Source organism: Streptosporangium carneum (assembly GCF_027922005.1).
In the GTDB taxonomy this organism is placed as follows: domain Bacteria; phylum Actinomycetota; class Actinomycetes; order Streptosporangiales; family Streptosporangiaceae; genus Streptosporangium; species Streptosporangium carneum.
Genome location: NZ_BSEV01000028.1, coordinates 73,789 through 95,959 on the forward strand (window position 1 = coordinate 73,789; position 22,171 = coordinate 95,959).

The following is a 22,171-nucleotide window of genomic DNA, read 5'->3' on the forward strand; positions in this document are numbered from 1 at the left end:
GCGGGGAGGCTTGACCGACGACGAACCTGGGGGCGTGGCGATGGCGATCGAACTGACTGTGGGACCCGTCGCGCACGGTGGCTGGTGCGTCGCTCGCCATGACGGCCGGGTGGTCTTCGTACGGCACGCGCTCCCCGGCGAGCGCGTCCTCGCCGAGATCACCGAGGAGACCGCGAGGTTCCTGCGGGCCGACGCGGTCGAGATCCTCGACCCCTCGCCCGACCGGGTGACCCCGCCCTGTCCGTTCGCGGGCCCGGGGCGCTGCGGGGGCTGCGACTGGCAGCACGCCTCCCTCGACGCCCAGCGCCTGCTGAAGACCGACGTGGTGGCCGAGCAGCTGAAGCGGCTGGCCGGGATCGAGTGGAAGGGCATCGTCGAGGAGGTGCCGGGCGCCCCGGACGGCCTCGGCTGGCGCACCCGCGTCCAGTTCGCCGTCGACCGCGACGGAGTCCTGGGGCTGCGACGCCACCGTTCCCACGACATCGAGCCGATCGACGCCTGCCTGATCGCCCACCCCGAGGTGGAGAACGTCGGCGCCGAGGTCATGAACTGGCGCAACGCCTCCTCCGTCGAGGTCATCGCCTCCAACACGGGGGACCAGGCCGTCGTGGTGGCCCCCAAGCCGCGCCGTACGGTGGCCGTGCCGGATCTCGACACGAGCGTGGCCGTCTTCGTGGACGAGGGCAGGGGGCACTCCCGCGTCGTGCACGGCCGCAACCACCTCGTCGAGCGCGTCGGAGACCGCGACTTCCAGGTCACCGGCAGCGGTTTCTGGCAGGTCCATCCCGGAGCCGCGGAGACCCTGCTGGCCACCGTCCTGGAGTTCGCCGCCCCGCAGCCGGGGGAGTGGGCGCTCGACCTCTACTGCGGTGTCGGCCTGTTCGCCGCGGGCCTGGCGGAGGCGGTCGGTCCCGGCGGCGCGGTGTTCGGCGTCGAGTCCGAGTCGGTGGCCGTGCGCGACGCCGAACGCAATCTTCGCGACCTTCCCCAGGCGCGCTTCGCCAGGGGCCGTGTCGAGAACGCCCTCGATCACTTCGGCGTCGAGCGCGCCGACCTGGTCGTCGTCGACCCGCCCCGCGCGGGTCTCGGCCGTGACGTCGTCGACCGTCTCGCGAGCCTCGAGGCCACCCGGATCGTCTACGTCTCCTGCGATCCCGCGACCCTGGCCCGGGACCTCGCCTGGTTCGGCGACCGTGACTACGGCCTCGCCGACCTGCGGGCCTTCGACGCCTTCCCGATGACCCACCACGTGGAGTGCGTGGCGCTGCTGGTCAACGGTTCGATCTAGCCTCCGACCAGGAGTTGCGCAACACGTCATCTGTCGGTGTGAGTCATTGTGAGCCGGCGTTTTTCAAGATCGTTGCGCACGGGATGCGCACGATCACGAACCCGCTTCGCCCCACTCCGCGGAGACAAAGCGAAAGCCAGATCGATATCCACTGCCGAGTGGATCTCATGCAGATCGTCACATAAGGTCTCCGGCATCCGGTTGCGGAGGGGAGTCGCCCTCGCCCCGCAGTCGCAAGGCTCCCGCCTCAGGCGGGGGCCTTCGCCGTCCCGGAAGCTCCCAGAGCGCCCCTAGGCCTCCAGGGGGATCCTCCTGAGCTGAACCTCCTGGGGTCGTCCTCGCGGCCCACAGGGGCTCACCTGCCCAAAGTGAAAGCCCCGGCCGAAACCGGGGCCCTCAACCCCCGCGTAGGCGGGGAGCGGAACTCGTCGGCCAGGTAGGCGATTTCGGCCTTGGGATCATCCTCACCAGCGCCCACCACGGCGCCTGAAGAGGAAGTTCGACCGCGCCACCCAGGGCCGCCCCGACAACGTGGGCGCGCTCGTCAAGCTGTTGGCCGCAACGGTCGACATCCCCGCCGGAACCGTCGTGCACGGATTCGGCATCGACATCTGGAGCAATCCGCCAGGTGTTCGCCGATCGAGCTGGAAACACTGATCCGGCCGGCTGAGGCAGCACGCCACGACGCCCCCGTTCTCCGTGCTGGAGGCGGGGGCGCCGTCATGCCGCTCAGTGCCGCGTCAGTCGAGCAAGATGATCCTGTAGCCGACCAGCTTGCCCGATATGGACGCCACCGATATCTCGCCCACCCCTACCGGGTCGCCAGAGCGGTAGATGTACCCCACCTGAGGGTCTACGTGCAGGCCCTCGGCGTGGATCATTTGCCGGCCCGTGCCGCCCGTGCACTGGCTGTAGGCGGTGTTACCCGAGTGCCATGCGGTGCAGCCTGTCAGGGTGGCGTAGGCGGGGGATGCGGAGCCCACCAGCAGCGACGCGGTGAGCAGGGCGGTGGCGGACACAGCCGCGAACCGGTTTCTCATGTGCGCTTCCTCCGATTTCGAAGGTAAATGGCGCTTCCAGTAAGAAACTTTCCTAAATGGACGATACGTCCCAGGAAGGGCGACGCAAGCACTTTCCGCGCCCTCACCGGGACAAGAGCGCCTCGGCGCACCGACACTCCCCGGGGGCGTCCTGCTGTCTGCCTGCCCCGCCCGGCCGGTGGGCCGTACCCTGACCGCAACACCCCGAGGAGAGCGGAGCATGAGCAGCGGAACCGTGGAAGCCCGCACCGCAGCGCACTGGTGGGCCGATCAACTCACCGGCCCGACAACCACCGAACAGGTCGAAGCGTTCCGCGCCGCTCTGGAGGCGGCCATTCTCGCCGGGCCGGTCAGCCATTGGTCGTGGCGGAAAGCAGTTGAGTCCGGAGACCCACATTGGGGGGCAATCCTGCGCGTCGTAGCTGCTGGCTACGATCCGGAGCCGATCCTCATCACAGCTCTGAAAGCCGCCGGAATCGAGGCCTCCGACCTACTGGAGCCCTTACCTCCCGAAACGATCATGTGGATCAATCCTGGCCAGGTCCGCGTCTCCTCCGGACACAGCGACACCGTCGCGGAGCTGAAGCTGATCGCCCTCTAGGCCCTCCGCTGAGGAAGGGCGTTGTCTTGAGGATTTCGAAGGCTGAACGGGCACGGCTCTGCCTCGCCGCCGACGGAAGCCAGGCAGATGCACAAGGCGGTGCTGAAGGCTGCCGCGATTGGACACGAGGGCGGGGTGACCGCCGAGCAGGTGAACCGACAAGCCCTGCTCTGGCTGAGAAACCCGGGAAGGAACATGGGGTTTTGCTGAGAAACCTCCACACCCCTAGCTAGAGTTCCACCCTGGGTAAGCCTCCCAAAATGACCATCCCGACCCAGCTCGCCCTGTGCGCCTTCCTCGACGACCCCACAAGGGAGATGTACGGGCTGGAGATCTGCGCCGCCGCCGGGCCGGCCAGCGGTGCCATCCACCCCATCCTCGCCCGCGCCCTTCACCATGCACTTGAATGCACCCACGCCCTCGGTTTCGACCTCGACCGCATCCCCACCTACGAGCTCGACCGGTCTGGTAGCTACTGGAGGTGCATCACCCCGGGCGCCTACTGCCCGAAGGCAGCCCACAACCGGTACGGCTACGCCAAGGTCACCAACCGGCGGCACAAGTGCTCGCAGTACCCCAACGGCCAGTGACGGTGGAAGCGCGCCTGATCCGATGCAAGACGAATGAGCCCCTGCTTCCCTCGGGACGACAGGGGCTCTGCGTTTTCAGCCCCCGCCTGGAGCTGGTCCTCGTCGAGGCGCGCCCCCTGCGGAGGCCGAGGCGCCGGCCCGCGGCTGAATCCGGCTCGGCCCCGGCCCCGGCGAGGGGAGCCGGGCCCTCAGCCCGCCCTACTGGGCAGTGCGACATCGACTCCCAGGGCTTCCAACGCCCTGAGGGTGCTCCGCTGCTGGTGACCGAGACGGTCAACGTGTGGCGAAGGTAATACGGACAGTACGCATTTAGGCGAAGGCCGGGTACTTCGGAAAACACCGTCTTATGATCAGCAAGGCCGGGAAGGATCCGTTCCTTCTCTGTCGCTCCTGAAGACCTCCGAAGCAGACACCCCCAGCCAGGAGTCCGGTTGTCTTACCCTCCAGTGCCGCAGCCCTTCGGAGCGCAAATCGTGCCCGCCATGGGCGGCCGCGCCGCGTACGTCGGGATAGTGACCTGCGGACTCCTGGACGGCCGCCCGATCGTGATCAGCGAGGGTTACAACGACATGGTGCGAGTCTGGGATCTGGCCTCTCACCGGCAGATAGGTCCCTCGCTGACATGCGAAGAAGGACACGACCCTTGGTCGATAGCCTACGGACAGATCGATGGCCGTCCCGTCGCCGTCAAGGGCCAGGGCGACCTGATCATCTGGGAGCTGACCGGACACGCTCACGCTGAGCAACCCAGCGCCCCCCGCTACATCCGATACAACGCTCCTGGATCAATCTACGCACTGGCATGCACCATGCTGTACGGCCGCTCGGTCGCGGTCACCGGCAGCTACGACTGCACCGTACGCATGTGGGATCTGGCCGTCGGAACCCAGATCGGTGAGCCGTTGCACGGCCATGGGTCCGTAGTCAGATCGGTGGCCGCTGGAATGCTGGCCGGACGAGCGATCGCTGTCAGCAGTAGCGAAGATCACACCATCCGTGTCTGGGATCTGAATGCCGGCCAGGCGATCGGCGGCCCGTTAACCGGTCATACCGACGAGGTGTGGGCGGTGGACATCGGAATGCTGGATGGGCGCCCCATCGCCGTGAGCGGCGGCGACGACGACACCGTCCGCGTATGGCACCTGCCTACCGGCCAGCAGGTCGGCCCTCCCTTGACCGGCCATACTGGCCGCGTCCGGGCGGTTGCCTTCGGCGCCCCTGACGGCCGCCCCATCGCCGTCAGCGGCAGCGAGGACTACAGCATCCGCGTGTGGGACCTGCGGACCGGCCGCCAAATCGGCCTGCCGATGGAGGACGACCGCACCATCGGCATCCGCTCGATCGCCTACACGCTGCTGGGCGGCCGTCCCCGAGTCGTGGCAGCCGACGGCATGGGCAGGGCGCGCGTGTGGAATCTGGACGCGCACCATGCGATGGGGATGACCAGGCCCACGCAGATCGCTCCCGTGCTGCCCGACATGTGGACCGACCCCGACACCGGCGACGTCTATGACCTGACGGGCCCCATCGTCGACGATGACGGCAGAGAGTGGGACTACATCGACTGGGACGGCTTCGAGCCGCTGCTCGTTGAGGACGGGGATTTGGCCCTCGGCATCGTCCAGGTCCACCAGCAGTGGGGGCTCAGATCTATCATCACGTCAGCGTCGGGGCGTCAGCACGGCAGAGACGATGAGGACGACTGGACCGAATAGTGAGCCAGGCATGCGATCGTCTGTTCATCGATACCTCGCGGCCTTGCCCCTCCTCCCATGGGCGCGTCGCCGGCTGGGCGCTCACCGTCGACACCGCCGAGCGAGACACCCTGGCCGCACTCGCCCAAGACTGCCCGAACGTGCCGCTCCCCACGGTCGCCGCCGAGGGCGCTTAGGGCACCACCCGCTGACACCAGACGCACAAACGCCCCGCTCGTCCTCCAGACAGGAGAACGGGCGGGGCATCCTGCTGTTCAGGCCTGGCGAAACGATCGCAGGACAGCGCGCCATGCAGCCGAAATATGGGAAACCGGGAGCTCCCCACCCCCAGCGATCGGTGGTCACCTTGAGGTGTCCTCCTTCCCAGTCGTAAGGAGTCATCCAGTGCGAATCCGCCGACTATCCGCAGTCCTACTCGCGACGGCACTGGGCGCCGCCACGGTCGTCACCGGGGCGACACCGGCGCAGGCCGAGCCCACTGACTGCACCATCAGCGTCACCGCCGAGGGGTACACCAGCTACTGCGCGAGCGGCACCGGCTACCACCTGATCGGCGTGTCCTGGAAGCACCCCAACCCGCAAATGCCCGAGTCTGGAGTGTGGTACGGCGAGTGGGCGCCCGTCGGCGGCAAATCCGTCGTGAAGCCTCCCTTCGCCAGGGAGATCACCGGCGTTGGCGTTGTGAAAAAAGGCTAGTAAGAGTGCCCCGCTCGCCCTCCTGTGTGGAGGGCGAGCGGGGCGTCCTGTTGTTCAGGCCCGGCGAAACAGCCACGGACCTCAAACCATGCGGCCGAAATATGAGGAAATGCGAGCTCCCCACCCCCAGTGATCGGTGGTCACCTTGAGGTGTCCTCCCACCCGACCGTGAGGAGCCACCATGAAGATCCGCCGATTGTCAGCCGCAGCCCTGCTCGCAGCGGCACTGGGCACGGCCGCCCTGGCCGGCGTCACACCCGCTTCCGCCACTGCTCAGGTCAGCTCCGCCACTGCTCAGGCCGTAGTGTGGGCAGGCCCCTACGCCACCTATAGAAAGTGCGAGGACGCACGTCAATACGTCCTCACGCACGACCCCGTCTTGTTTGCCGACCCGTGCGAGTACAGCAGCGAGACTCCTCCCGGCTTCTACTTCCTCTACGTCTACTGAGCCGGCAGACGGACGGTTCGGGGCTGCGGTCAGGCCTTGGCGGTTTTCTGCAACGCGACCCACGCCCGGTGCCCGTCATCCACCGTTCCCACCACGAGTGCTTGTGGAACACCTCCAGGGCGTCCAAGTGTGCCGCGCGAGCCTCCGCCGGCCCGGCCCCCGCTGCTCCTCCGTGACCTCCGCCTCGCCCGTCGGCGCCGCGACCGACGACGGCAGCGCGTCCGTCACCTCCTGCACCTGGGCGTCGGCTGCCCAGTGGGCGCGCTGCGCGGCGATCAGGGTGTCTGGGAACGCGTAGTCGGATATGCCTCCCCCGGGTGTGCGTGGTTCCGGGTGATCCTATTCCGATCAGTATGTCGGACCGAAAAACCTCATGCGGTGGCGCGGCCGTACACATCGATCGGGCCTTCTCGATGACGCACCGCGACACCCTCCAGGCGAAGCGGATACAGATGTCCAAATGCGGACATTTAGCAACCCGGCGTCATCGGCAGCCGTCTCATCAGCGTCCGCACCTAACCTCCTGGGAGGGCTGCTCGTGTTCAGACGCTTACTCGCTTGCGCCATGCTCGGCTCAGCGCTCATCGCCCCGATCGTCGTCGCCCTGCCCGCCTCCGCGGCCACCGGGTCATGGACCGTATACCAGCCCCAGGGCACGATCACCTCTGATGGCGGATCCGCCATCACCTACTTCAGCAAAGCGACCACCCCGAGCACCGGCCAGATCACTGGCACGACCCTGCTGGTCCAGCCCTACTCCAACGGCAGAACAAGCGAAACGGTCGATGTCTGCTACCAGGAGCCGGGCACCGCCACCGACTACAGATGCGCAGGCCCGTTCTCCTTCAGCAGCAGCATGGGGATATGGCTTCACAGCTTCGATGGCCTGGACCCTAAGGGCACGATCACCGTCAAGCACACCCTGCACGGAGGCACCTACCCCGCGGCCGGCACCGGAGTAGACCGCGTCACAGTGGACTACCAGTACTAACCCGCACGCACGCAAAAGGCGCCCCGCCGCCCTCCGAGGAGGACGACGGGGTGCCGCGCGTTCCGAGGTGAGGTCCCGACCGGCATGGCCGCACGTCCGAGACCCACAGCTCTCGACCGGACTCGAAATCCCGCTTGTGACCAGCGCGATCCAGACGCTCTGTGGCGTCACTCCAGTCGTGGTTGGCAATCTCCGCGGCGAACTCGCGCGCAAGACGGCCAAGCGCCATGGGTCCCTCCTACCAGGACGGGGCGGCTTGGTTGACCATCCGAACAGGTCACCGCCCAATGTGGCTGTGCCCTGAGGCAGGCGAGCAAGCAGGGGCTGCCTATCCCTGCTCGCTCCTCTGCTCACTGTTCAGGCCCGGCGAAACAACCCGCGAACGGCGCGCCATGCAGCCGAAATATAGGAAACCGGGAGCTCCCCGCCCCCGGCGATCGGTGGTCCTCTGAAGGTGTTCTCCTACCCGACCGTGAGGAGTCACCCGTGAAGATCCGCCGATTACCTGCTGCGGCCCTGCTCGCGGCAGCGCTGGGTACCGCCACCCTGGCCGGCGCCACACCCGCTTCCGCTGTGCCCTGGATAATCAGATATGGCCCCTACCCCACCCTGGACCAATGCCAGACGCAACGGGACATCGTCGCGACGTACGGTGAGCCGACCAGCCACTGCATGCCCGACCGCGGGGGCTACAGCTTCACGGTGTACATCAGCCAGAGCGTCCAGGCGGACTGAAGGCGCCTCGCCACCAGGGCGGGGCGCGCCCGGTCAGCCCTTGGCCGCCTTCCGCGGCGCCAGTCGGGCGGCGTACCGGTCGTCCACCGTTCGCCCACCACTCGCGCCGGTCCAGCGCCTCCAGGGCCTGCAGGCGGGCCTCCCGCACGCCGGCGAGCTCGGCCCGCTGCTCCTCCGTGACCTCCGCCTCACCCGCCGGCACCGCGACCGACGACGGCAACGCGTCCGTCACCTCCTGCACCCGGGCATCCGCCGCCCAGAAAGCACGCTGCGCGGCGATCAGGGTTCCTGAGAACTCGTATTCGGAGCCGTACATGTCACGGTGGACAGGGAGTTCTCGGCCTTCTACCGCAGCACCTTCCGCCAGCTGATCGCTTTCCTGATCAAACAGGGGGCCTCGGTGCCCATCGCTTCGGACATCGCTCAGGACACAATGATCAAGGTGTATCAGCGTTGGACCGATATCGACCAGCCCAAGGCATGGGTACACACCGTGGCCTCCCGTGCCCTGGTCCGCAAGATCGCCGATATCCATGAACATCCCCACGATCAGGTGCCCGAACCGACATCACTACTGCCCTGCCCAGACACCGTCGCGGAATGGGAGACCCGCCACGACGCGCTGCGGGTGTTTCGAAGCCTGCCGCCTCGACAGCGCCAGGTCCTGGCCTGGACGTACAGTGGCTTCACGCCCTCCGAGATCGCCCAGCAACTCGGCATGACTCCCAACGTGGTCAGCGCCAACCTCAAGAAGGCTCGCCGCGCCGCCGCCGCGTACTTCCAGGCTGGAGAGGAGGAGCAGTGAACGCTCATCGCCCGTTCGATCATCATGACGAGCCCGTCGACCGCTGGCTCGACGAGCACCAGCGTGCCCTCGAGGACGACCTCGACACCGTCCTCGATGTCGAAGCTGGCCTGCGCGAAGTCTTGCTCCAGTCCCAGCACGACGCCCTCGTGGGCGATCTCGGCACCGTCCTCGATGTCGAAGCCGGCTTAGCCGCGATTCTCCCTGTTGCCCAGCCGGAACCACGCACGGAGGAGCAGGAGCACCCGGCTGCCAAGCAATTCAATTGGCCGGTCAGTCCCGAAGACCGCTTGGCACTACGCCTCAACCCCGATGTCACAGCGACATTCCGCGAGCTCAACCGCGCCCGCGCCCTCGACCGCAACCGCGCCCTCGACCGCGACCTCACCAGCTTCTACGTGGCGAAGGTGCGGAAAACCATCGCCCTGGTGGTAGGTCAAGATCTACCCATCCTTCACGAGAGCTTGGTGGAGGCTTTCCTGGATGACTTCACAACAGTTGATCTACGCAATGCCAACTTGATCGCCGTCGACCTCGGTGGCGTGCGCTGGTCCGCAAACGGAACAAAGTGGCCGGAAAGGATGGACATCGAAGCCCTCAAATCCCGTTCGAAAGAGATCGGCACCAGGAGCGGAATCTACGTTGTCCAATCAGGCTCAGCAACTGTGCGCGATTTCGCGGATCTGACATGAACACGGGGTGATCGGGCAAGGCTTCGGGAATCGCAGCTGTTTACCCCTTCCCTCAGGGTGGTCGTTGCGGTTTCTTCCTCGGGATGATCAGGCCTGGATGTCGTTCGGGCGGCCGAATGTGGGATGCGGCACACGGCGGCCGCACGGCCGCCCTGTGATCCGCTTTTCTTCAGGTGGTGCCAGGCGCACTCGGCGACGAGGTTTTCAGGCCGGTGGTCGTCGCAGTGGCCGAGGTGGTCGACGTCGGTCGCGGGACGCGGGTCCGGCCGCGTCCCGCGATTCGGCCCCGGCCTGCATGGTCGTCATCGCGCGGGGCCGGGTGCCCTGCGGGTCGCAGCGCAGCGCCTCGAAGACCAGCCGCTCCAGGCTCCAGTTCTCCGGCAGCTCCTGGGGGTCATCGACGCCCGGCCTGACACCCGCGTGCACCGAGCAGGCGCCGACCACGACGGGCGCCCGGTCGCGCGACAGGCACACCCAGACGCACCCAGACGGAGCTGTCATAGGCGAGGCTCTTGTGGCCCTCGACCTTGTACTCCCGGCTGCCCTCGACGGGCTTGCTGGCTCTGTAGGTGAATTTAGGAGCCGAATGTCGGTCAGTGGCTCTGTGGCGCTCGGTGGGGGTGGAGCCGTGTCAGCGAATTCCAGAGCCACCTGACTCGCTACCAAGCTCGTGAACGAACTCGTCGAGGCCGCCGACGAGAAGGTCCTCGCCAAGACTGTCGCCCGCTACGGACGCGTCGACCGGCTCGCCTTCACCTGCGACATCATCGAGACCGGCACCGACTCCTGCCGCCTTGCCCAGACCCGGGCCAGAGCCGAACAAGCCAGCTGACCACACTTGTCGGCGTACACCTCCATGTGCAGAGGCACGTACGGACAGACGCGCAGAGCATGGTGGTGTTGTGGTGCCTCCGCCAGGAACGGCGAGGCGAGCTCGACGGTGAGGCTTCTGATCCGCGAGGGATTCAGCGGCGAGGGATGGCGCTGGGGCTGGAGGCCCTCGTGAAGCTCATGTCCATCCAGTGCCGCCAGTTCGAGCCGTTGTCAGTGCGCTCCCATTCGGCCGTCATGGAGTCGCCGTCTTCGGCGATCACCAGCGTCGCCCGCTCCGTCTCACCGGCGAACGTCCAGACCCCCTCGTCGTCGACGCTTGCCCGCATGGTGACGAAGTTGCCGTGATTGTCGAAGGAGCGCATGGGGTAGGTCCGGCTCGCTGGATCGTAGGGCCCGATCATCTCGATGACCTCGACGTGCTCCTCATTCATGCGCACGTCCACACGGTGAATGAGGAAGTGCTCGCCCGCCAGCCACTCGTAGGTGTCCGACCCGGCGATGCGGATCGCCGGGTCGATCGCGGTGGCTGCTATACGCCCCTGCGAACGCCAACGGCCAACCAGCGCGTTCAGGCGCTGGTTCTCCGATCGCGGGGCACGGGTGTTGTCGTCTCCTGACATGGCGGATCCTCGTCATCGATAGAGTGTAAGATATTGCTTAAACACTTACATGCTGTCCCGGCATGTGCGCAAACGAAGGCGGTGGCCCATGGACGACGCGCTTCGCGCTGTGGCGGACCCGACCCGCCGCGCCATCCTCGTCCTGGTGCGGGATCGCGAGGTGTCGGCAGGCGAGATCGCCGAGCGCTTTCCCGAAATCAGTCGCCCTGCGGTATCCCAGCATCTGCGAACGCTGGCAGCGGCCCGCCTCGTCGACGTCCGCCGCGCAGGCAATCGCCGCTTCTATCGGCTACGTCCGGAGGGGCTGGCCGAGGCGGTGACGTTCCTGGAGACGATGTGGTCCACCTCGCTCAGCCGCCTCCAGCACGAAGCCGAGCGAGAAGAACGCGCGCACACTGGTGACCAGGACGTGAAGGGATCGTTGTGAGCAGGACGATTGAGCAGACGTTGCACATCCGTGCGCGTCCCGAGACGGTCTGGCGGTTCTTCACCGACCCGGCACGCCTGGCGCAATGGTGGGGAACGGCCGAGCTGGACGCTCGCCCCGGTGGCACATTGCAGGTTGCGATGCGCGAGGGCCCGCGCCCGGTGATGCGCGGACGGTTCGTGGAGCTCGTGCCGTACGAACGTCTCGTCTTCACCTTCGGCTGGGAGGCCACACCAGGAGCGCCCGACATGGCGCCAGAGGCATCCCGAGTCGAAGTCACCCTGACCCCGGACGGTGATGGCACCGAGCTCACCCTGCGCCACAGTGGTCTGCCGGCCGCACTCGAAGAGGAGACCGGCGATGGCTGGGCGCACCTGCTCCATCGTCTGGGCGAAACGGCAGAACGCCAGGAACTCCGCTGAACTTGGTCGAACATACGCGTACGTCGCACCCCTGCTGCCGCCTCACGAACCCCGGCCGCCGTCAAAGCCACATCGCCCCCACCTGCTAACCGTCCTCGGGCTGTGCACGTTTACGCGTACTCGCCTCCGCGGCGGGAGGTGGCCGGCGAGCATGCTCGGTGACGCCGTCCTGGAGGGCGTCATCCCGGTGTCGCCGTGCCAGAAGGTCGCCCTGCCCGCGACGGTGGCGAAGCCGCCCAGCTGGTTCACGCCGGCGCAGGTCGGCGCGATCGTCGAGCGGCTGCCCGAGGGGCACGGGGTGATGACCGACCTCATGTGCCACGCCGGACCCCGATGGGGAGAGGCCGCCGGCACACCGCGGCGAGCCGGCTCGTGCGGCCGGGTCGACCTCTACCGGGTGAAGGACCTTCTTGGTCACTCGTCGTACCAGACGACGCTTCGCTACGCGCATCTCGCCCCCGGCGCGCACGGGGAGATCGAAGAGGCGTGGTCGAAGATCGTTGCGCACGAGATGCGCACGAGCCCTGATCGGGAGTCCCTTCGATCCACCTGAGCTGCGGTGCTGGAAATTCCATGTGTTCCCGACGACCCACCGCGTGGAGTGCGTGGCGCTGCTGGTCAACGGGGCGGTCCAGTCTCCGGACGGCGGCGGCGGTGGCCGCCGCTCCGGAGCGCGTCGGCTGCCCTGACCGGCTCTCTCGGACTCTCCGCGGAAGTATGCCTCTCGGCGTCCACCTCGTTCAACAGCGGGCCGAACACTTCTACCGAATAGTTATTTATAGATAAACCCTGTTTGTGATAATTCAACCGCTTTAAACACTGCCAATGACTGATGTCGGGTATCACTGCTCCGTCAGGAAGTCGTGGTCGTGCCGCCACGGTTCCAGTGGGTGCGGCAGGCCATTCGATCGGCAAGGGAGATGGTTCCCGTGTCCAGTGAAATCCGCCAGGCGATCACAGTCTGCGCCACCGGCATCGCGCTGATCGGGAGCGCCACGATGGGCGTGGCAGCCGCCCCGACCGCCTCCGCCGCCACGAGGACGGCTGCCGTGGCGGGGGTCGACGCTCCGTATGTCGCGGCGACGAAAAACACGTCCCACGACAAACCATGTCAGAAAAACAAGGACTGCAGGAGAGGTTACGCCGATGGATACTCCGCCGGCAGGCAATCCTGTACTGGAGGCGGCGGCGGGGGAGGCGGGGGTGGAGGTGGAGGCAGAGGGTTCGGCGAGTATCAGCGCGGGTTCGACCTGGGATTCGACCGCGCCCACAGTAAATTCTGCAACAAGGGCTAACGGTCCTCGGTGAAACAGGGGAAGAGGCGCGATGTTCTCACATCTTCGCCTCTTCCCCTTCGCTGTGGCCGAACCGGCTTTGTCGTGGCCGAACCGGCGCGGCCGAGACGCCCGGGTCGCGACCGAACGGGCCCGGCGCGTGCTCGGCCCCGCGGAGGAGACGAGAGCGCCGAGTCGGCCCGAACCCGCCATGACGATGTGGCGTGGCGGTGACTTACCCGACCTCCTCACGACGACTACTTTAAGTGATGAATCTATTGCTCTGAGTGACAGGCGGGTGACCGCCTCCGCGACCGAGGAGACCTCGATGACAGTCAGGCGCACCGTCGCCACGACCGCCGGCGTGCTGGCCGCCGCCTGCACCCTCGCCCTCACCTGCCCGGCTCCGGCCTCCGCCGCGAGCGGGAGGCTGGTTCTCTACTCGCGGACCGGCTTCCAGGAGTACGTCGATCCCGAGCCCGGCTGTTACCCCGGCACCGGATCCAGGACCTTCGTGTGGAACGACACCGACAGCCGGGTGTTGCTGTTCCCCGACGACAGTTGCCGGACCAGGGTTTACTGGCCCGTGGAGCCGTACCAGATCTCTGTGAACCGGAACGTCGGCAGCGTCCGGGTCCTGGACCGGCCTGCCGTGGGCGGCGCTGACGCTGTGACGGACCGGCCGCAGGCGACGGCGCCCACGCCGTGACGGACCGGCCGTGGACGCGGCCGGTGTCGGCGGGGCTTTTCGGAGGCCTGTCCCCGGCCCGTGCCTCCGCGGCCTACGCGGACGGGTCGCCCTGCCCCGAGGACCGGGCCGTCGCGATGGCCGTCTGGACGCGCTGTTCCTCCGCCGCGCTGAGCGTGGTGCGGATGACGTGCCCGCCGTAGGGGGCGATCGCGGCGACGACCTTGTCGATGTCGGCGGTCAGCAACAGGAACAGGGCCGCGCCGCCCGCGGGCAGGTGCTCGCCGAGTTCCTTGACGAAGCCGATGTCGAGACTGTTGTCGTCCGCCTCCTTCACGGCCGCGCCGACGCCTGCTCCGGCGAGCGCCGTCGTGCCCGCTCCCAGAACGGTCGCGCCCGCGGCCGCGGAGGCGAACCCGGCCGCGGCCAGGGCGAGGCCGATGATCGGGCCGAAGGCGACCAGCCCGAGCAGGCCTCCCGCGACCGCCCCCTCGGCGGCGTAGGTTGAGGCTCTGTGGTGCGTGGGGTGCACCGTGATCCTGCCGTTGCCCTGACGCTCGACCAGCGCCAGGTCCGCCAGCTGTACGGAGTGCTCCCGCTGCAGCGACAGCAGCCTGTCCCTGGCCTGAACCGCGTTGTCGATGTGCGGGTAGGCGATGGTGACGAGTTCGCTCATGGAGTCCCCCGGACGCTTCGGGCGCGCCGGATCAGCGCTCAGGCGACGCCCCGGCGCGCTTCTTGGGAGCAATTCCCGGGATGGGCCGGATGCAGCGACCGTTCCGCGTCATCTTCCCCACCGGGAACCTTGGCGGGAACTTTGCGCGTCACACGGACGCGAGTCCTGAGGCAGATCGCGCAGCGTTGGGTGACGACGCGGCCGATGGCCTCGACGACGTACCAGTGGTGACGGAGGTGCACGGCGTCACCTGGGGCGGCGGCGCCGGTGGGCCGTCGGTGACGGGGCCGCCTCTCTCGCCGTGTCGAGCGAGGCGAAGGTGGTCGGGTGCAGGCGCATTTCCCACTCCAGTCGGAACTCGGTGTTCCCGCCGATTGCCGTGCCCAGCATGGGAGGGACGGCTTGGAACCCTCTTGTCCCTGACTGGTCGTCCTGTTCCTGACCGGTCGCCGTGGGGTCAGGCGGGTGGGGCCTCCCCGGCCATGCCCAGGTGCTCCTCCAGTCGTTCCAGGCGCAGGAGAACGGGGCGCAGCTCCTGGCGGACGGCGGCGGACAGGGCCTCGGCCTGGCCTCCGGGAGTCGAGGCGGAGGCCGCGGCACTCTGGTCCTGTGCTCTGAGGTGCACGTATCCGGCCAGCGCGGCGGTGACGGCGCGGCGGGTCAGCCTCGGCTCGGCGCCGAGACTCCGCAGGATGTGGCCCGCCACCCCGTTGGGCTCGGCGATGAGACCGAGGAGCAGGTGCTCGCACCCGACGTAGTTGTGTCCCAGGGCGATCGCGTCGGTGACGGTCAGCTCAAGGGCGCCCGCGGCCGACTCGCTGAACCGCAGCGTCGTGGTGTCGTCCGTCGCGGTCGTCGTGCCGGGGTTCAGCCCGTCCAGCTCGCGACGCACCTGCTCCGGGGCGATCTCGATGGCGCGCAGGACGTGCAGGGCCAGGTTGGTGCCCTCGGTCAGCAGACCGTCCAGCAGGTGCTCGGTGCTGACCTCGGCCGCCCTCGCGGCGCGCGCCCGCTCGACCGCGATCTTGATCACGGCGCGGGTCCGGGGAGTGAAGTTGGCGAAGCGCCCGCTCTGGCCGTCGAGGTCGGGTACGCCAAGGCCGGTCTCCCTGATGGCGGTGATGCGCCGTACGGCCTGCTCCAGGGCGTGCTGGCAGACAGCGGAGACGGGAACGCCCGCCTCCTTGACCGCCTCGGCCAGCTCGTCGGGCAGATAGACATTGATCTTTGGCATGTCTCCCCTATGGGGTTAGTAGAGGGTTATAGGCCATTTATAACCCCATGGGGGGCACATGTCTAGCGGGCGGCGCCCGCGAGAACGCGGGTCACCCCCGAGGAGGGGGAGGCGCCACGGGTGGAGAGCCAGGCCATCCTGTTGCGGGTGGTGAACGCCACCAGCCTGCGCGCGTCGGCCGAACTCAGGTCTCCCGCGCCGGCCAGGACCGGGCTGAGGGCGATCCCGCGCCAGCCGGTGGCCGTGCCCAGCGATCGGGTGATCTGGGGGTGGGCCGCCTGGACCGCCGAGGCGATCGGTCGCAGGCGGGACCCGCCGACGGACGCGCCCCGGATCGGCACGAGGAGGTTGACCGCCGAGATCTCGGCTCCCCGCCGCCGGGTGGCGCGGAGCATCGTCTGGTCGTCGCGGGTCAGGCCGGTCCTGCCCGCGGGCAGGGTGAAGCTCACCGTGAGGGGCCTGCCCTCCGCCGCGGCCTCGCGCTGGAGGGTCGCGATGGCGTCCGCGCGCCGCAGGACGGTCGCCTCGTCCACCGGCCCCCTGATCTCGAAGTCGATGTGGCCCGCCCCGAAGGAGCGGACCGCCCGCCGGTAGGCCTCGGTGAGGCGTCCCGTGTCGGCGCACGCGGCGGCCAGCTCGCGCCCCGAGGGGCCGCCGAAAGCGAGCCCGGCCTCACCACCCGCCGCGCGCAGGCGGCCGAGGCGGTCCGCGACGGGGTCGCCGCGCCGCTGTCCGTGACCGTCCCAGCCCGGGGTGCAGCCGTCCGTCCCCGCGGTGAGATGCCCCAGGGTGAACCAGCGGACGCGGTCGCGCCCGGCCGCCCGGGGCAGCTCGAAGAGCGGGTCCCGGCCGGCGTCCACGAACGTCACGAATCCCGAGGGGCGCGAGACCCGCCGGGGCGCCGGGCTCGTGACGGGCCTCGGGACGGGGCTCGCGGTCGGCGGGGGTGCGGCGACCCCCGAGGCGGGCGAGTGTCCTGGCGGGCCGGGGCGCTCGTCGACGCCCGAGGGCAGCAGCCAGAGCGCGGTCCCCGTTCCGGCGGCGAGCGCGAAGGACGCGAGCGCGACGAGGGAACGCGGCGGGGTGCCGGGCTCGCGGACGCGGCGGGCGGCGGAACGCTCTGTCGCCACCGGCATGGGATCCACCTCCTCGACGGCACCAACCGGTCGCGATGGGTGCTCGAATGGTCACGTGGCGCATGGAGGTCTGAACCGTAGCAAGTGTTCCGCCACGCCGTTGGCTTTCTATGGATGCCGTCCGGAGTGCCCGGATAATGATGTTCATGAAGTTGCGCATCTTCACTGAGCCGCAGCAGGGCTCCACCTACGACGAACTCCTGACGGTCGCCCGGACCGCGGAGCGCCTCGGCTTCGACGCCTTCTTCCGCTCCGACCACTACATGCGGATCGGCCCGGGCGATCACGGTCCGGGCTCCAGCGACGCCTGGGTGACTCTCGCGGGCCTGGCCAGGGAGACCTCCACGATCAGGCTCGGCACCCTGGTCACCCCCGCCACCTTCAGGCTCCCCGGGCCGCTGGCCATCAGCGTGGCCCAGGTCGACCAGATGAGCGGCGGCCGGGTCGAGCTGGGCCTCGGCACCGGCTGGTACGACGACGAGCACATCGCGTACGGCGTCCCCTTCCCCCCGTCCGGCGAGCGCTTCGCCCGGTTCGAGGAGCAGCTGGAGATCGTGACCGGGCTCTGGACCACGCCGGTGGGCGAGACGTTCTCCTTCGAGGGCGCCCACTACCGGCTGGCCGACTCGCCCGCCCTGCCCAAGCCCGTGCAGAGCCCCAGGCCGCCGATCATCATCGGCGGGTTCGGCGCCAAGCGCACCCCGCGCCTGGCCGCGCGGTTCGCCGACGAGTACAACCTGCCCTTCCGCACCCCGGAGGACGTCGCCCTGGCCTTCGACCGGATCAGGAAGGCGTGCGAGGACGAGGGGCGTGACAGGCCGATCACGTTCTCGGTCGCGCAGACCGTCGCCGTCGGCGCCGACGACGCCCAGATCGCGCGCCGCGCGCAGGCGGCGGAGCAGGACCTGGAGGCCCTGCGGGCGAGCGGCCTGGCGGGCACCCCCGCCGAGGTGGTCGACAAGATCGCGAAGTTCGCCGAACTGGGCGCGGACCGGGTCTACCTGCAGGTGATGGACCTGTCGGACCTCGACCACCTGGAGCTCATCGCCGCCGAGGTCCTTCCCCACGTGTAGGCCGCGCGCCCCGTCACGCACGGGGCGTCGGTGGGATCCTTCACGGGTACGGAACCCTGGCGGTCATCGCCTCTCCCGCGAAGCCGCGGGGAGGGCGATAACCCATGGCAGAGTGGATCAGGCGTCAGGCAGACTGTGCCGGGTGTTGCTCACGATCTCCACGACCCTGCGGCCCGCGACGGACCTCGGGTTCCTGCTGCACAAACACCCGGACCGAGTCCAGGAGTTCGAGCAGTCGTACGGCGTGGCCCGGGTCTTCTACCCGGAGGCCGGACCGGAGCGCTGCACGGCGGCGCTGATGCTCGAGGTCGACCCGGTCCGGCTGGTGCGCTCGCGCGGCAGGTCGACGCCCGACTACGCGCTCGGCCAGTACGTCAACGACCGGCCCTACGCCGCCTCCTCGCTCCTGGCGGTCGCGATGGCGGACGTGTTCCGCACGGCGCGCGCCGGACGCTGCCACAGCCGTCCGGAACTGGCCGCAGGCCCGATCCCGCTGGAGATCTCCCTGCCCGCGCTGCCGTGCAGGGGCGGCCCCGAGCTGGCCCGCCGGCTGTTCGAACCACTCGGCTGGGAGGTCGAGGCGCGGGCCGTACCGCTGGACGAGGGGTTCGCCGAGTGGGGCGACTCCCGCTACGTCCGCCTCTCGCTGCGCGGCGAGGTGCGCCTGGCCGACGCGATCAACCAGCTGTACGTGCTGCTTCCCGTGCTCGACGACTCCAAGCACTACTGGGTCGCCTCCGACGAGGTGGACAAGCTGATCAGGGCGGGGGAGTCCTGGCTGGCGGCGCATCCGGACAGGAGTCTGATCACCCGCCGTTACCTGGGCAGGCGCTGGGCGCTGACCCGCACGGCCTTCGCCCGTCTGGCAGAGATCGGTGACGACGTTGAGGAGGACCTCGAGCCTCCCGTCGAGGAGGAGCCGCCGGCGACCGGCTCAGGCGCGGAGAACGCGGAGGGCACGGGGAGCACGGCGGAGAACACCGAGGGAAACACCGAGGGGAACACGGGGAGCACAGAGGGCACAGAGGGCGCCGGGAGCGTGGGAGTCGCGGAGGGCGCCCCCGCCGTCGCGTCCGCGCGGCCGCTGAACACGCTGCGGCGCGAGGCGGTGCTCGGCGTGCTGGCCGAGCTCGGCGCGCGCGAGGTCATCGACCTGGGGTGCGGGTCGGGGCAGCTGCTGGGGGAACTGCTGCGCAGGCCGGAGTTCACGAGGGTGACCGGAGTGGACGTCTCGGCGCAGGCGCTGGCGCTCGCGGCCAGGAGGCTGAAGCTCGACCGGATGCCCGAGCGGCAGCGGGAGCGGCTCGAGCTGTTCCAGGGCGCGCTGACCTACACCGACAAGCGGTTCGCGGGCTACGACGCCGCCGTGCTCATGGAGGTCGTCGAGCACGTCGACCCGCCCAGGCTCGGCGCGCTCGAACGGGTCGTCTTCGGCGTCGCCAGGCCGGGGAACGTGATCGTGACGACGCCCAACGCCGAGTACAACGTGCGGTACGAGTTCCTGGACGGCATGCGCCACCAGGACCACCGTTTCGAGTGGACCAGGGCCGAGTTCAGGGCGTGGGCGGCGGGAGTCTGCGGCGAGCACGGCTACCGCGTCACGTTCCACCCGGTGGGCGACGACGACCCCGAGGTGGGCCCGCCGACCCAGATGGCCGTCTTCGCAGTGGGAGGGGGAGCCGGAGATGACTGAGATCTCTGTGCCGGAGATGTCGCTGGTCGTGCTCGTCGGAGTCTCGGGAAGCGGCAAGTCGACCTTCGCCCGCAGGCTCTTCACGCCGACGCAGGTGGTCTCCTCCGACTTCTGCCGGGGCCTGGTCGCCGACGACGAGAACGACCAGGCCGCCACGCCCGACGCTTTCGACGTGCTCAACTACATCGTCGCCACCCGCCTGCGGCGCGGTCTGCTGACGGTGGTCGACGCGACCAACGTCCAGTGGGACGCGCGCAAGAAGCTGATCGACGTCGCCAAGGCCCACGACGTGCTGGTCGACGCGGTCGTGCTGGACGTCCCCGAGGAGGTGGCGATCGAGCGCAACGCCGCCAGGCCCGACAGGGCCTTCGGGCCGCACGTGGTCAGGCGCCAGAGCAAGGAACTGCGGCGGTCCATGGGGAAGATCTCCAGGGACGGCTTCCGCCGGGTCCACGTGCTGCGCGGCGTCGAGGAGATCGAGACCGCGACGCTCGTCACGGAGAAGGCCTGGAGCGACAGGCGCGAGCTCGCGGGGCCGTTCGACATCATCGGCGACGTGCACGGATGCCGAGTCGAGCTGGAGACGCTGCTGCGCACCCTGGGCTGGCGGATCGACCCCGACGGCACGGGCGCGACCCACCCGGAGGGCAGGACGGCGGTGTTCGTCGGCGACCTCGTGGACCGGGGTCCCGACTCGCCGGGCGTGCTCCGGCTGGTCATGGGCATGGTCGGGGCGGGGACCGCCCTGTGCGTCTCCGGCAACCACGAGCAGAAGCTGGTCCACGCCCTCAACGGGCGCAAGGTGCGGGTGGCCCACGGGCTGCAGGAGTCGCTGGACCAGCTCGCCGCCGAGCCCGAGGAGTTCCGCGCGGCCGCGCTGACCTTCATGGACGGCCTGATCAGCCACTACCGGCTCGACGGCGGCAAGCTCGTCGTCGCGCACGCGGGGCTCAAGGAGGCCTACCACGGTCGCGCCTCGGGGCGGGTGCGCTCCTTCGCGCTGTACGGCGAGACCACCGGCGAGACCGACGAGTACGGCCTGCCGGTGCGCTACCCCTGGGCGAGGGAGTACCGGGGCCGGGCCATGGTCGTCTACGGTCACACCCCGGTTCCCGAGACCGAGTGGGTCAACAACACGATCTGCCTCGACACCGGAGCCGTGTTCGGCGGGAGGCTGACCGCGCTGCGCTACCCGGAGAGGGAGATCGTCTCGGTTCCCGCGGAGCGGGTCTGGTACGAGTCGGTCAGGCCGTTCGGCTCTCCCGGTCACCGTGAGCCCGAGGTGCTGTCCATCGAGGACGTCCAGGGCACCAGGCACATCGAGGTGCGTCACGGCGGCGGCCACGTCAAGGTCAGGGAGGAGAACTCCGCCGCGGCACTGGAGATCATGAGCCGGTTCGCGGTCGACCCGCGCTGGCTGGTCTACCTGCCGCCGACGATGGCGCCGCCCGAGACCTCCCGGCTCGACGGTTACCTGGAGCACCCGGCCGAGGCGTTCGCCGAGTTCGCGGCGGCCGGGGTCACCCGGGTCGTGTGCGAGGAGAAACACATGGGGTCGCGGGCGGTGGCCGTGCTCGCCAGGAGCCCCCAGGCCGCGGCGGCGCGGTTCGGCGTCACCGACGGCACGGCGGGGGCGGTGTACACCCGCACCGGCAGGTCCTTCTTCGACGACACCACCGAGCTGGTCGACCGGCTGAGACGGGTGTGCGAGTCGCTCATGGACGAGCTGGGGTCGGACTGGCTCGCGCTCGACTGCGAGCTGCTGCCCTGGTCGGCCAAGGCGGAGGGGCTGATCCGCAACCAGTACGCGTCGGTGGGGGCCGCCGCCCGCGTGGCGCTGCCGGAGGCGGTCGCCGTGCTGGAGGCGGCGGCCGGGCGCGGGTTGGATGTGGGCGATCTGCTGGACCGCACCCGTCGCCGCCTCGTCAACGCTTCCCGGTTCAGGGACGCCTATGCGCGTTACTGCTGGCCGGTCTCCGGGCTTGACGGGGTACGGCTGGCGCCGTTCCAGATCCTCGCCTGCGAGGGCAGGGCGACCGCGGCGCTGGAGCCGCACTCCTGGCATCTGGAGCGGTTGTCCGCGCTCGACGACCCGCTCGTCGCGCCCACCCGGCACGTGTTCGTCGACCTGGCCTCGCAGGAGTCCATGGACGCGGCGACCGGCTGGTGGGAGGCGCTGACCGCCGAAGGCGGGGAGGGCATGGTCGTCAAGCCCCTGCCCCCCGAGGGCGCCCGCGCGCAGCCGGGGATCAAGGTGCGCGGGCGGGAGTACCTGCGGATCATCTACGGCCCCGACTACACCGAGAGCCTGGACGTCCTGCGCCGTCGCTTCCTCGGCCGCAAGCGCTCGCTCGCCCTGCGCGAGCACGCCCTGGGCCTGGAGGCGCTGTCGAGGCTGGCCGAGGGGGAGCCGCTGTGGCGGGTGCACGAGCCCGTCTTCGCGATCCTGGCGCTGGAGTCCGAGCCGGTCGATCCGCGCCTTTGACGTCCTCC

The 22,171-nt window shown here is 69.1% G+C and carries 26 protein-coding genes; 18 read left to right on the plus strand and 8 right to left on the minus strand.

Translation table 11 applies throughout. The features are described 5' to 3' along the window. Window positions 1-40 precede the first annotated feature (40 nt). Window positions 41-1,288, plus strand: coding sequence for a class I SAM-dependent RNA methyltransferase (locus tag PKF00_RS36765; protein ID WP_271222378.1), 1,248 nt, complete (start codon window positions 41-43; stop codon window positions 1,286-1,288). 740 nt (window positions 1,289-2,028) lie between these two features. Here the strand turns inward: PKF00_RS36765 and PKF00_RS36770 are convergent. After that, window positions 2,029-2,328 carry a hypothetical protein gene (locus PKF00_RS36770; RefSeq protein WP_271222345.1) on the minus strand — a complete coding sequence of 100 codons (300 nt, stop codon included), beginning with the start codon at window positions 2,326-2,328 and terminating at the stop codon, window positions 2,029-2,031. Between the two features lie 220 nt (window positions 2,329-2,548). Here PKF00_RS36770 and PKF00_RS36775 point away from each other — a divergent pair, with 220 nt between their 5' ends. The 7 genes from PKF00_RS36775 to PKF00_RS36805 all read left to right on the plus strand — a co-directional run bounded on the left by PKF00_RS36775 (window position 2,549) and on the right by PKF00_RS36805 (window position 8,104). Continuing rightward, on the plus strand, window positions 2,549-2,929 hold the full coding sequence (locus PKF00_RS36775; protein ID WP_271222346.1) for a hypothetical protein: 381 nt from the start codon (window positions 2,549-2,551) through the stop codon (window positions 2,927-2,929). 260 nt (window positions 2,930-3,189) lie between these two features. Beyond that, window positions 3,190-3,519 (plus strand): hypothetical protein, encoded by a 330-nt coding sequence (locus PKF00_RS36780; protein ID WP_271222347.1) that lies wholly within the window; start codon window positions 3,190-3,192, stop codon window positions 3,517-3,519. A 482-nt stretch (window positions 3,520-4,001) separates the two neighbouring features. After that, window positions 4,002-5,234: a WD40 repeat domain-containing protein gene (locus tag PKF00_RS36785; protein WP_271222379.1), complete on the plus strand. Its 1,233-nt coding sequence runs from the start codon at window positions 4,002-4,004 to the stop codon at window positions 5,232-5,234. Between the two features lie 384 nt (window positions 5,235-5,618). Continuing rightward, the gene (locus tag PKF00_RS36790; protein WP_271222348.1) at window positions 5,619-5,930 is read left to right on the plus strand and encodes a hypothetical protein; all 312 of its coding nucleotides are present in this window, start codon (window positions 5,619-5,621) and stop codon (window positions 5,928-5,930) included. A 196-nt stretch (window positions 5,931-6,126) separates the two neighbouring features. Then, complete coding sequence (locus tag PKF00_RS36795; RefSeq protein WP_271222349.1) at window positions 6,127-6,378, plus strand: hypothetical protein; 252 nt, start codon at window positions 6,127-6,129, stop codon at window positions 6,376-6,378. 565 nt (window positions 6,379-6,943) lie between these two features. Then, window positions 6,944-7,369, plus strand: a complete 426-nt coding sequence (locus PKF00_RS36800) for a hypothetical protein (RefSeq protein ID WP_271222350.1) — start codon at window positions 6,944-6,946, stop codon at window positions 7,367-7,369. A 486-nt stretch (window positions 7,370-7,855) separates the two neighbouring features. Further along, window positions 7,856-8,104 (plus strand): hypothetical protein, encoded by a 249-nt coding sequence (locus PKF00_RS36805; RefSeq protein WP_271222351.1) that lies wholly within the window; start codon window positions 7,856-7,858, stop codon window positions 8,102-8,104. Here PKF00_RS36805 and PKF00_RS36810 read toward each other — a convergent pair. Further along, entirely contained in the window at window positions 8,079-8,420 is a 342-nt protein-coding gene (locus PKF00_RS36810; RefSeq protein ID WP_271222352.1) for a DUF8825 domain-containing protein, read from the minus strand. The two genes, PKF00_RS36805 and PKF00_RS36810, sit on opposite strands and share 26 nt — an antisense overlap. A 6-nt stretch (window positions 8,421-8,426) precedes the next feature. Here PKF00_RS36810 and PKF00_RS36815 point away from each other — a divergent pair, with 6 nt between their 5' ends. Both PKF00_RS36815 and PKF00_RS36820 read left to right on the plus strand, forming a co-directional pair. Continuing rightward, on the plus strand, window positions 8,427-8,909 hold the full coding sequence (locus PKF00_RS36815; RefSeq protein WP_271222353.1) for a sigma-70 family RNA polymerase sigma factor: 483 nt from the start codon (window positions 8,427-8,429) through the stop codon (window positions 8,907-8,909). Next, window positions 8,906-9,601 (plus strand): hypothetical protein, encoded by a 696-nt coding sequence (locus tag PKF00_RS36820; protein ID WP_271222354.1) that lies wholly within the window; start codon window positions 8,906-8,908, stop codon window positions 9,599-9,601. Before PKF00_RS36815 ends, PKF00_RS36820 begins: the two co-directional genes overlap by 4 nt. Before the next feature lie 204 nt (window positions 9,602-9,805). Here PKF00_RS36820 and PKF00_RS36825 read toward each other — a convergent pair whose 3' ends face one another. Beyond that, window positions 9,806-10,102 carry a hypothetical protein gene (locus PKF00_RS36825; protein WP_271222355.1) on the minus strand — a complete coding sequence of 99 codons (297 nt, stop codon included), beginning with the start codon at window positions 10,100-10,102 and terminating at the stop codon, window positions 9,806-9,808. A gap of 169 nt (window positions 10,103-10,271) precedes the next feature. Here PKF00_RS36825 and PKF00_RS45270 point away from each other — a divergent pair, with 169 nt between their 5' ends. After that, window positions 10,272-10,433, plus strand: a complete 162-nt coding sequence (locus PKF00_RS45270) for a hypothetical protein (RefSeq protein WP_425582182.1) — start codon at window positions 10,272-10,274, stop codon at window positions 10,431-10,433. A gap of 133 nt (window positions 10,434-10,566) precedes the next feature. Here the strand turns inward: PKF00_RS45270 and PKF00_RS36835 are convergent, their stop codons facing one another. Next, entirely contained in the window at window positions 10,567-11,055 is a 489-nt protein-coding gene (locus tag PKF00_RS36835; protein WP_271222356.1) for a DUF1579 family protein, read from the minus strand. Window positions 11,056-11,143: 88 nt separating this feature from the next. Here PKF00_RS36835 and PKF00_RS36840 point away from each other — a divergent pair, with 88 nt between their 5' ends. The 3 genes from PKF00_RS36840 (at window position 11,144) to PKF00_RS36850 (ending at window position 12,457) form a co-directional block, all read left to right on the plus strand. Continuing rightward, window positions 11,144-11,482 carry an ArsR/SmtB family transcription factor gene (locus tag PKF00_RS36840; protein ID WP_125636530.1) on the plus strand — a complete coding sequence of 113 codons (339 nt, stop codon included), beginning with the start codon at window positions 11,144-11,146 and terminating at the stop codon, window positions 11,480-11,482. Next, window positions 11,479-11,904 carry an SRPBCC family protein gene (locus PKF00_RS36845; RefSeq protein ID WP_271222357.1) on the plus strand — a complete coding sequence of 142 codons (426 nt, stop codon included), beginning with the start codon at window positions 11,479-11,481 and terminating at the stop codon, window positions 11,902-11,904. The genes PKF00_RS36840 and PKF00_RS36845 overlap by 4 nt, the downstream gene beginning before the upstream one ends. 151 nt (window positions 11,905-12,055) lie before the next feature. Further along, window positions 12,056-12,457 (plus strand): site-specific integrase, encoded by a 402-nt coding sequence (locus PKF00_RS36850; RefSeq protein ID WP_271222358.1) that lies wholly within the window; start codon window positions 12,056-12,058, stop codon window positions 12,455-12,457. Between the two features lie 300 nt (window positions 12,458-12,757). Here PKF00_RS36850 and PKF00_RS36855 read toward each other — a convergent pair whose 3' ends face one another. Next, window positions 12,758-12,997, minus strand: coding sequence for a hypothetical protein (locus PKF00_RS36855; protein WP_271222359.1), 240 nt, complete (start codon window positions 12,995-12,997; stop codon window positions 12,758-12,760). Between the two features lie 509 nt (window positions 12,998-13,506). Between PKF00_RS36855 and PKF00_RS36860 the strand changes: the two genes are divergently transcribed. Then, a complete protein-coding gene (locus PKF00_RS36860; RefSeq protein WP_271222360.1) occupies window positions 13,507-13,887 on the plus strand; it encodes a hypothetical protein in 381 nt (126 codons plus the stop codon). Window positions 13,888-13,960: 73 nt separating this feature from the next. On the opposite strand, the gene PKF00_RS36865 is transcribed toward PKF00_RS36860, so the two are convergent. The 3 genes from PKF00_RS36865 to PKF00_RS36875 form a co-directional block, all read right to left on the minus strand. Further along, window positions 13,961-14,542, minus strand: coding sequence for a DUF1269 domain-containing protein (locus PKF00_RS36865; RefSeq protein ID WP_271222361.1), 582 nt, complete (start codon window positions 14,540-14,542; stop codon window positions 13,961-13,963). Between the two features lie 457 nt (window positions 14,543-14,999). Then, entirely contained in the window at window positions 15,000-15,776 is a 777-nt protein-coding gene (locus PKF00_RS36870; protein WP_271222362.1) for a Clp protease N-terminal domain-containing protein, read from the minus strand. A gap of 62 nt (window positions 15,777-15,838) precedes the next feature. Next, window positions 15,839-16,912 carry a glycoside hydrolase family 18 protein gene (locus PKF00_RS36875; RefSeq protein WP_271222363.1) on the minus strand — a complete coding sequence of 358 codons (1,074 nt, stop codon included), beginning with the start codon at window positions 16,910-16,912 and terminating at the stop codon, window positions 15,839-15,841. A 146-nt stretch (window positions 16,913-17,058) separates the two neighbouring features. Here PKF00_RS36875 and PKF00_RS36880 point away from each other — a divergent pair, with 146 nt between their 5' ends. From PKF00_RS36880 to PKF00_RS36890, 3 genes are all read left to right on the plus strand, one after another. Beyond that, the gene (locus PKF00_RS36880; RefSeq protein WP_271222364.1) at window positions 17,059-17,985 is read left to right on the plus strand and encodes an LLM class F420-dependent oxidoreductase; all 927 of its coding nucleotides are present in this window, start codon (window positions 17,059-17,061) and stop codon (window positions 17,983-17,985) included. 142 nt (window positions 17,986-18,127) lie between these two features. Beyond that, window positions 18,128-19,678 carry a 3' terminal RNA ribose 2'-O-methyltransferase Hen1 gene (locus PKF00_RS36885; RefSeq protein ID WP_271222365.1) on the plus strand — a complete coding sequence of 517 codons (1,551 nt, stop codon included), beginning with the start codon at window positions 18,128-18,130 and terminating at the stop codon, window positions 19,676-19,678. After that, window positions 19,671-22,163, plus strand: coding sequence for a polynucleotide kinase-phosphatase (locus PKF00_RS36890; RefSeq protein WP_271222366.1), 2,493 nt, complete (start codon window positions 19,671-19,673; stop codon window positions 22,161-22,163). Before PKF00_RS36885 ends, PKF00_RS36890 begins: the two co-directional genes overlap by 8 nt. Window positions 22,164-22,171: the final 8 nt, after the last annotated feature.

Coding starts and splice junctions, on each gene's coding strand:
- PKF00_RS36765 (WP_271222378.1), top strand. CDS start 41: ATGGCGATCGAACTGACTGTGGGACCCGTCGCGCACGGTGGCTGGTGC.
- PKF00_RS36770 (WP_271222345.1), bottom strand. CDS start 2,328: ATGAGAAACCGGTTCGCGGCTGTGTCCGCCACCGCCCTGCTCACCGCG.
- PKF00_RS36775 (WP_271222346.1), top strand. CDS start 2,549: ATGAGCAGCGGAACCGTGGAAGCCCGCACCGCAGCGCACTGGTGGGCC.
- PKF00_RS36780 (WP_271222347.1), top strand. CDS start 3,190: ATGACCATCCCGACCCAGCTCGCCCTGTGCGCCTTCCTCGACGACCCC.
- PKF00_RS36785 (WP_271222379.1), top strand. CDS start 4,002: ATGGGCGGCCGCGCCGCGTACGTCGGGATAGTGACCTGCGGACTCCTG.
- PKF00_RS36800 (WP_271222350.1), top strand. CDS start 6,944: ATGCTCGGCTCAGCGCTCATCGCCCCGATCGTCGTCGCCCTGCCCGCC.
- PKF00_RS36810 (WP_271222352.1), bottom strand. CDS start 8,420: ATGTACGGCTCCGAATACGAGTTCTCAGGAACCCTGATCGCCGCGCAG.
- PKF00_RS36825 (WP_271222355.1), bottom strand. CDS start 10,102: ATGACAGCTCCGTCTGGGTGCGTCTGGGTGTGCCTGTCGCGCGACCGG.
- PKF00_RS36835 (WP_271222356.1), bottom strand. CDS start 11,055: ATGTCAGGAGACGACAACACCCGTGCCCCGCGATCGGAGAACCAGCGC.
- PKF00_RS36840 (WP_125636530.1), top strand. CDS start 11,144: ATGGACGACGCGCTTCGCGCTGTGGCGGACCCGACCCGCCGCGCCATC.
- PKF00_RS36850 (WP_271222358.1), top strand. CDS start 12,056: ATGCTCGGTGACGCCGTCCTGGAGGGCGTCATCCCGGTGTCGCCGTGC.
- PKF00_RS36860 (WP_271222360.1), top strand. CDS start 13,507: ATGACAGTCAGGCGCACCGTCGCCACGACCGCCGGCGTGCTGGCCGCC.
- PKF00_RS36865 (WP_271222361.1), bottom strand. CDS start 14,542: ATGAGCGAACTCGTCACCATCGCCTACCCGCACATCGACAACGCGGTT.
- PKF00_RS36870 (WP_271222362.1), bottom strand. CDS start 15,776: ATGCCAAAGATCAATGTCTATCTGCCCGACGAGCTGGCCGAGGCGGTC.
- PKF00_RS36875 (WP_271222363.1), bottom strand. CDS start 16,912: ATGCCGGTGGCGACAGAGCGTTCCGCCGCCCGCCGCGTCCGCGAGCCC.
- PKF00_RS36880 (WP_271222364.1), top strand. CDS start 17,059: ATGAAGTTGCGCATCTTCACTGAGCCGCAGCAGGGCTCCACCTACGAC.
- PKF00_RS36890 (WP_271222366.1), top strand. CDS start 19,671: ATGACTGAGATCTCTGTGCCGGAGATGTCGCTGGTCGTGCTCGTCGGA.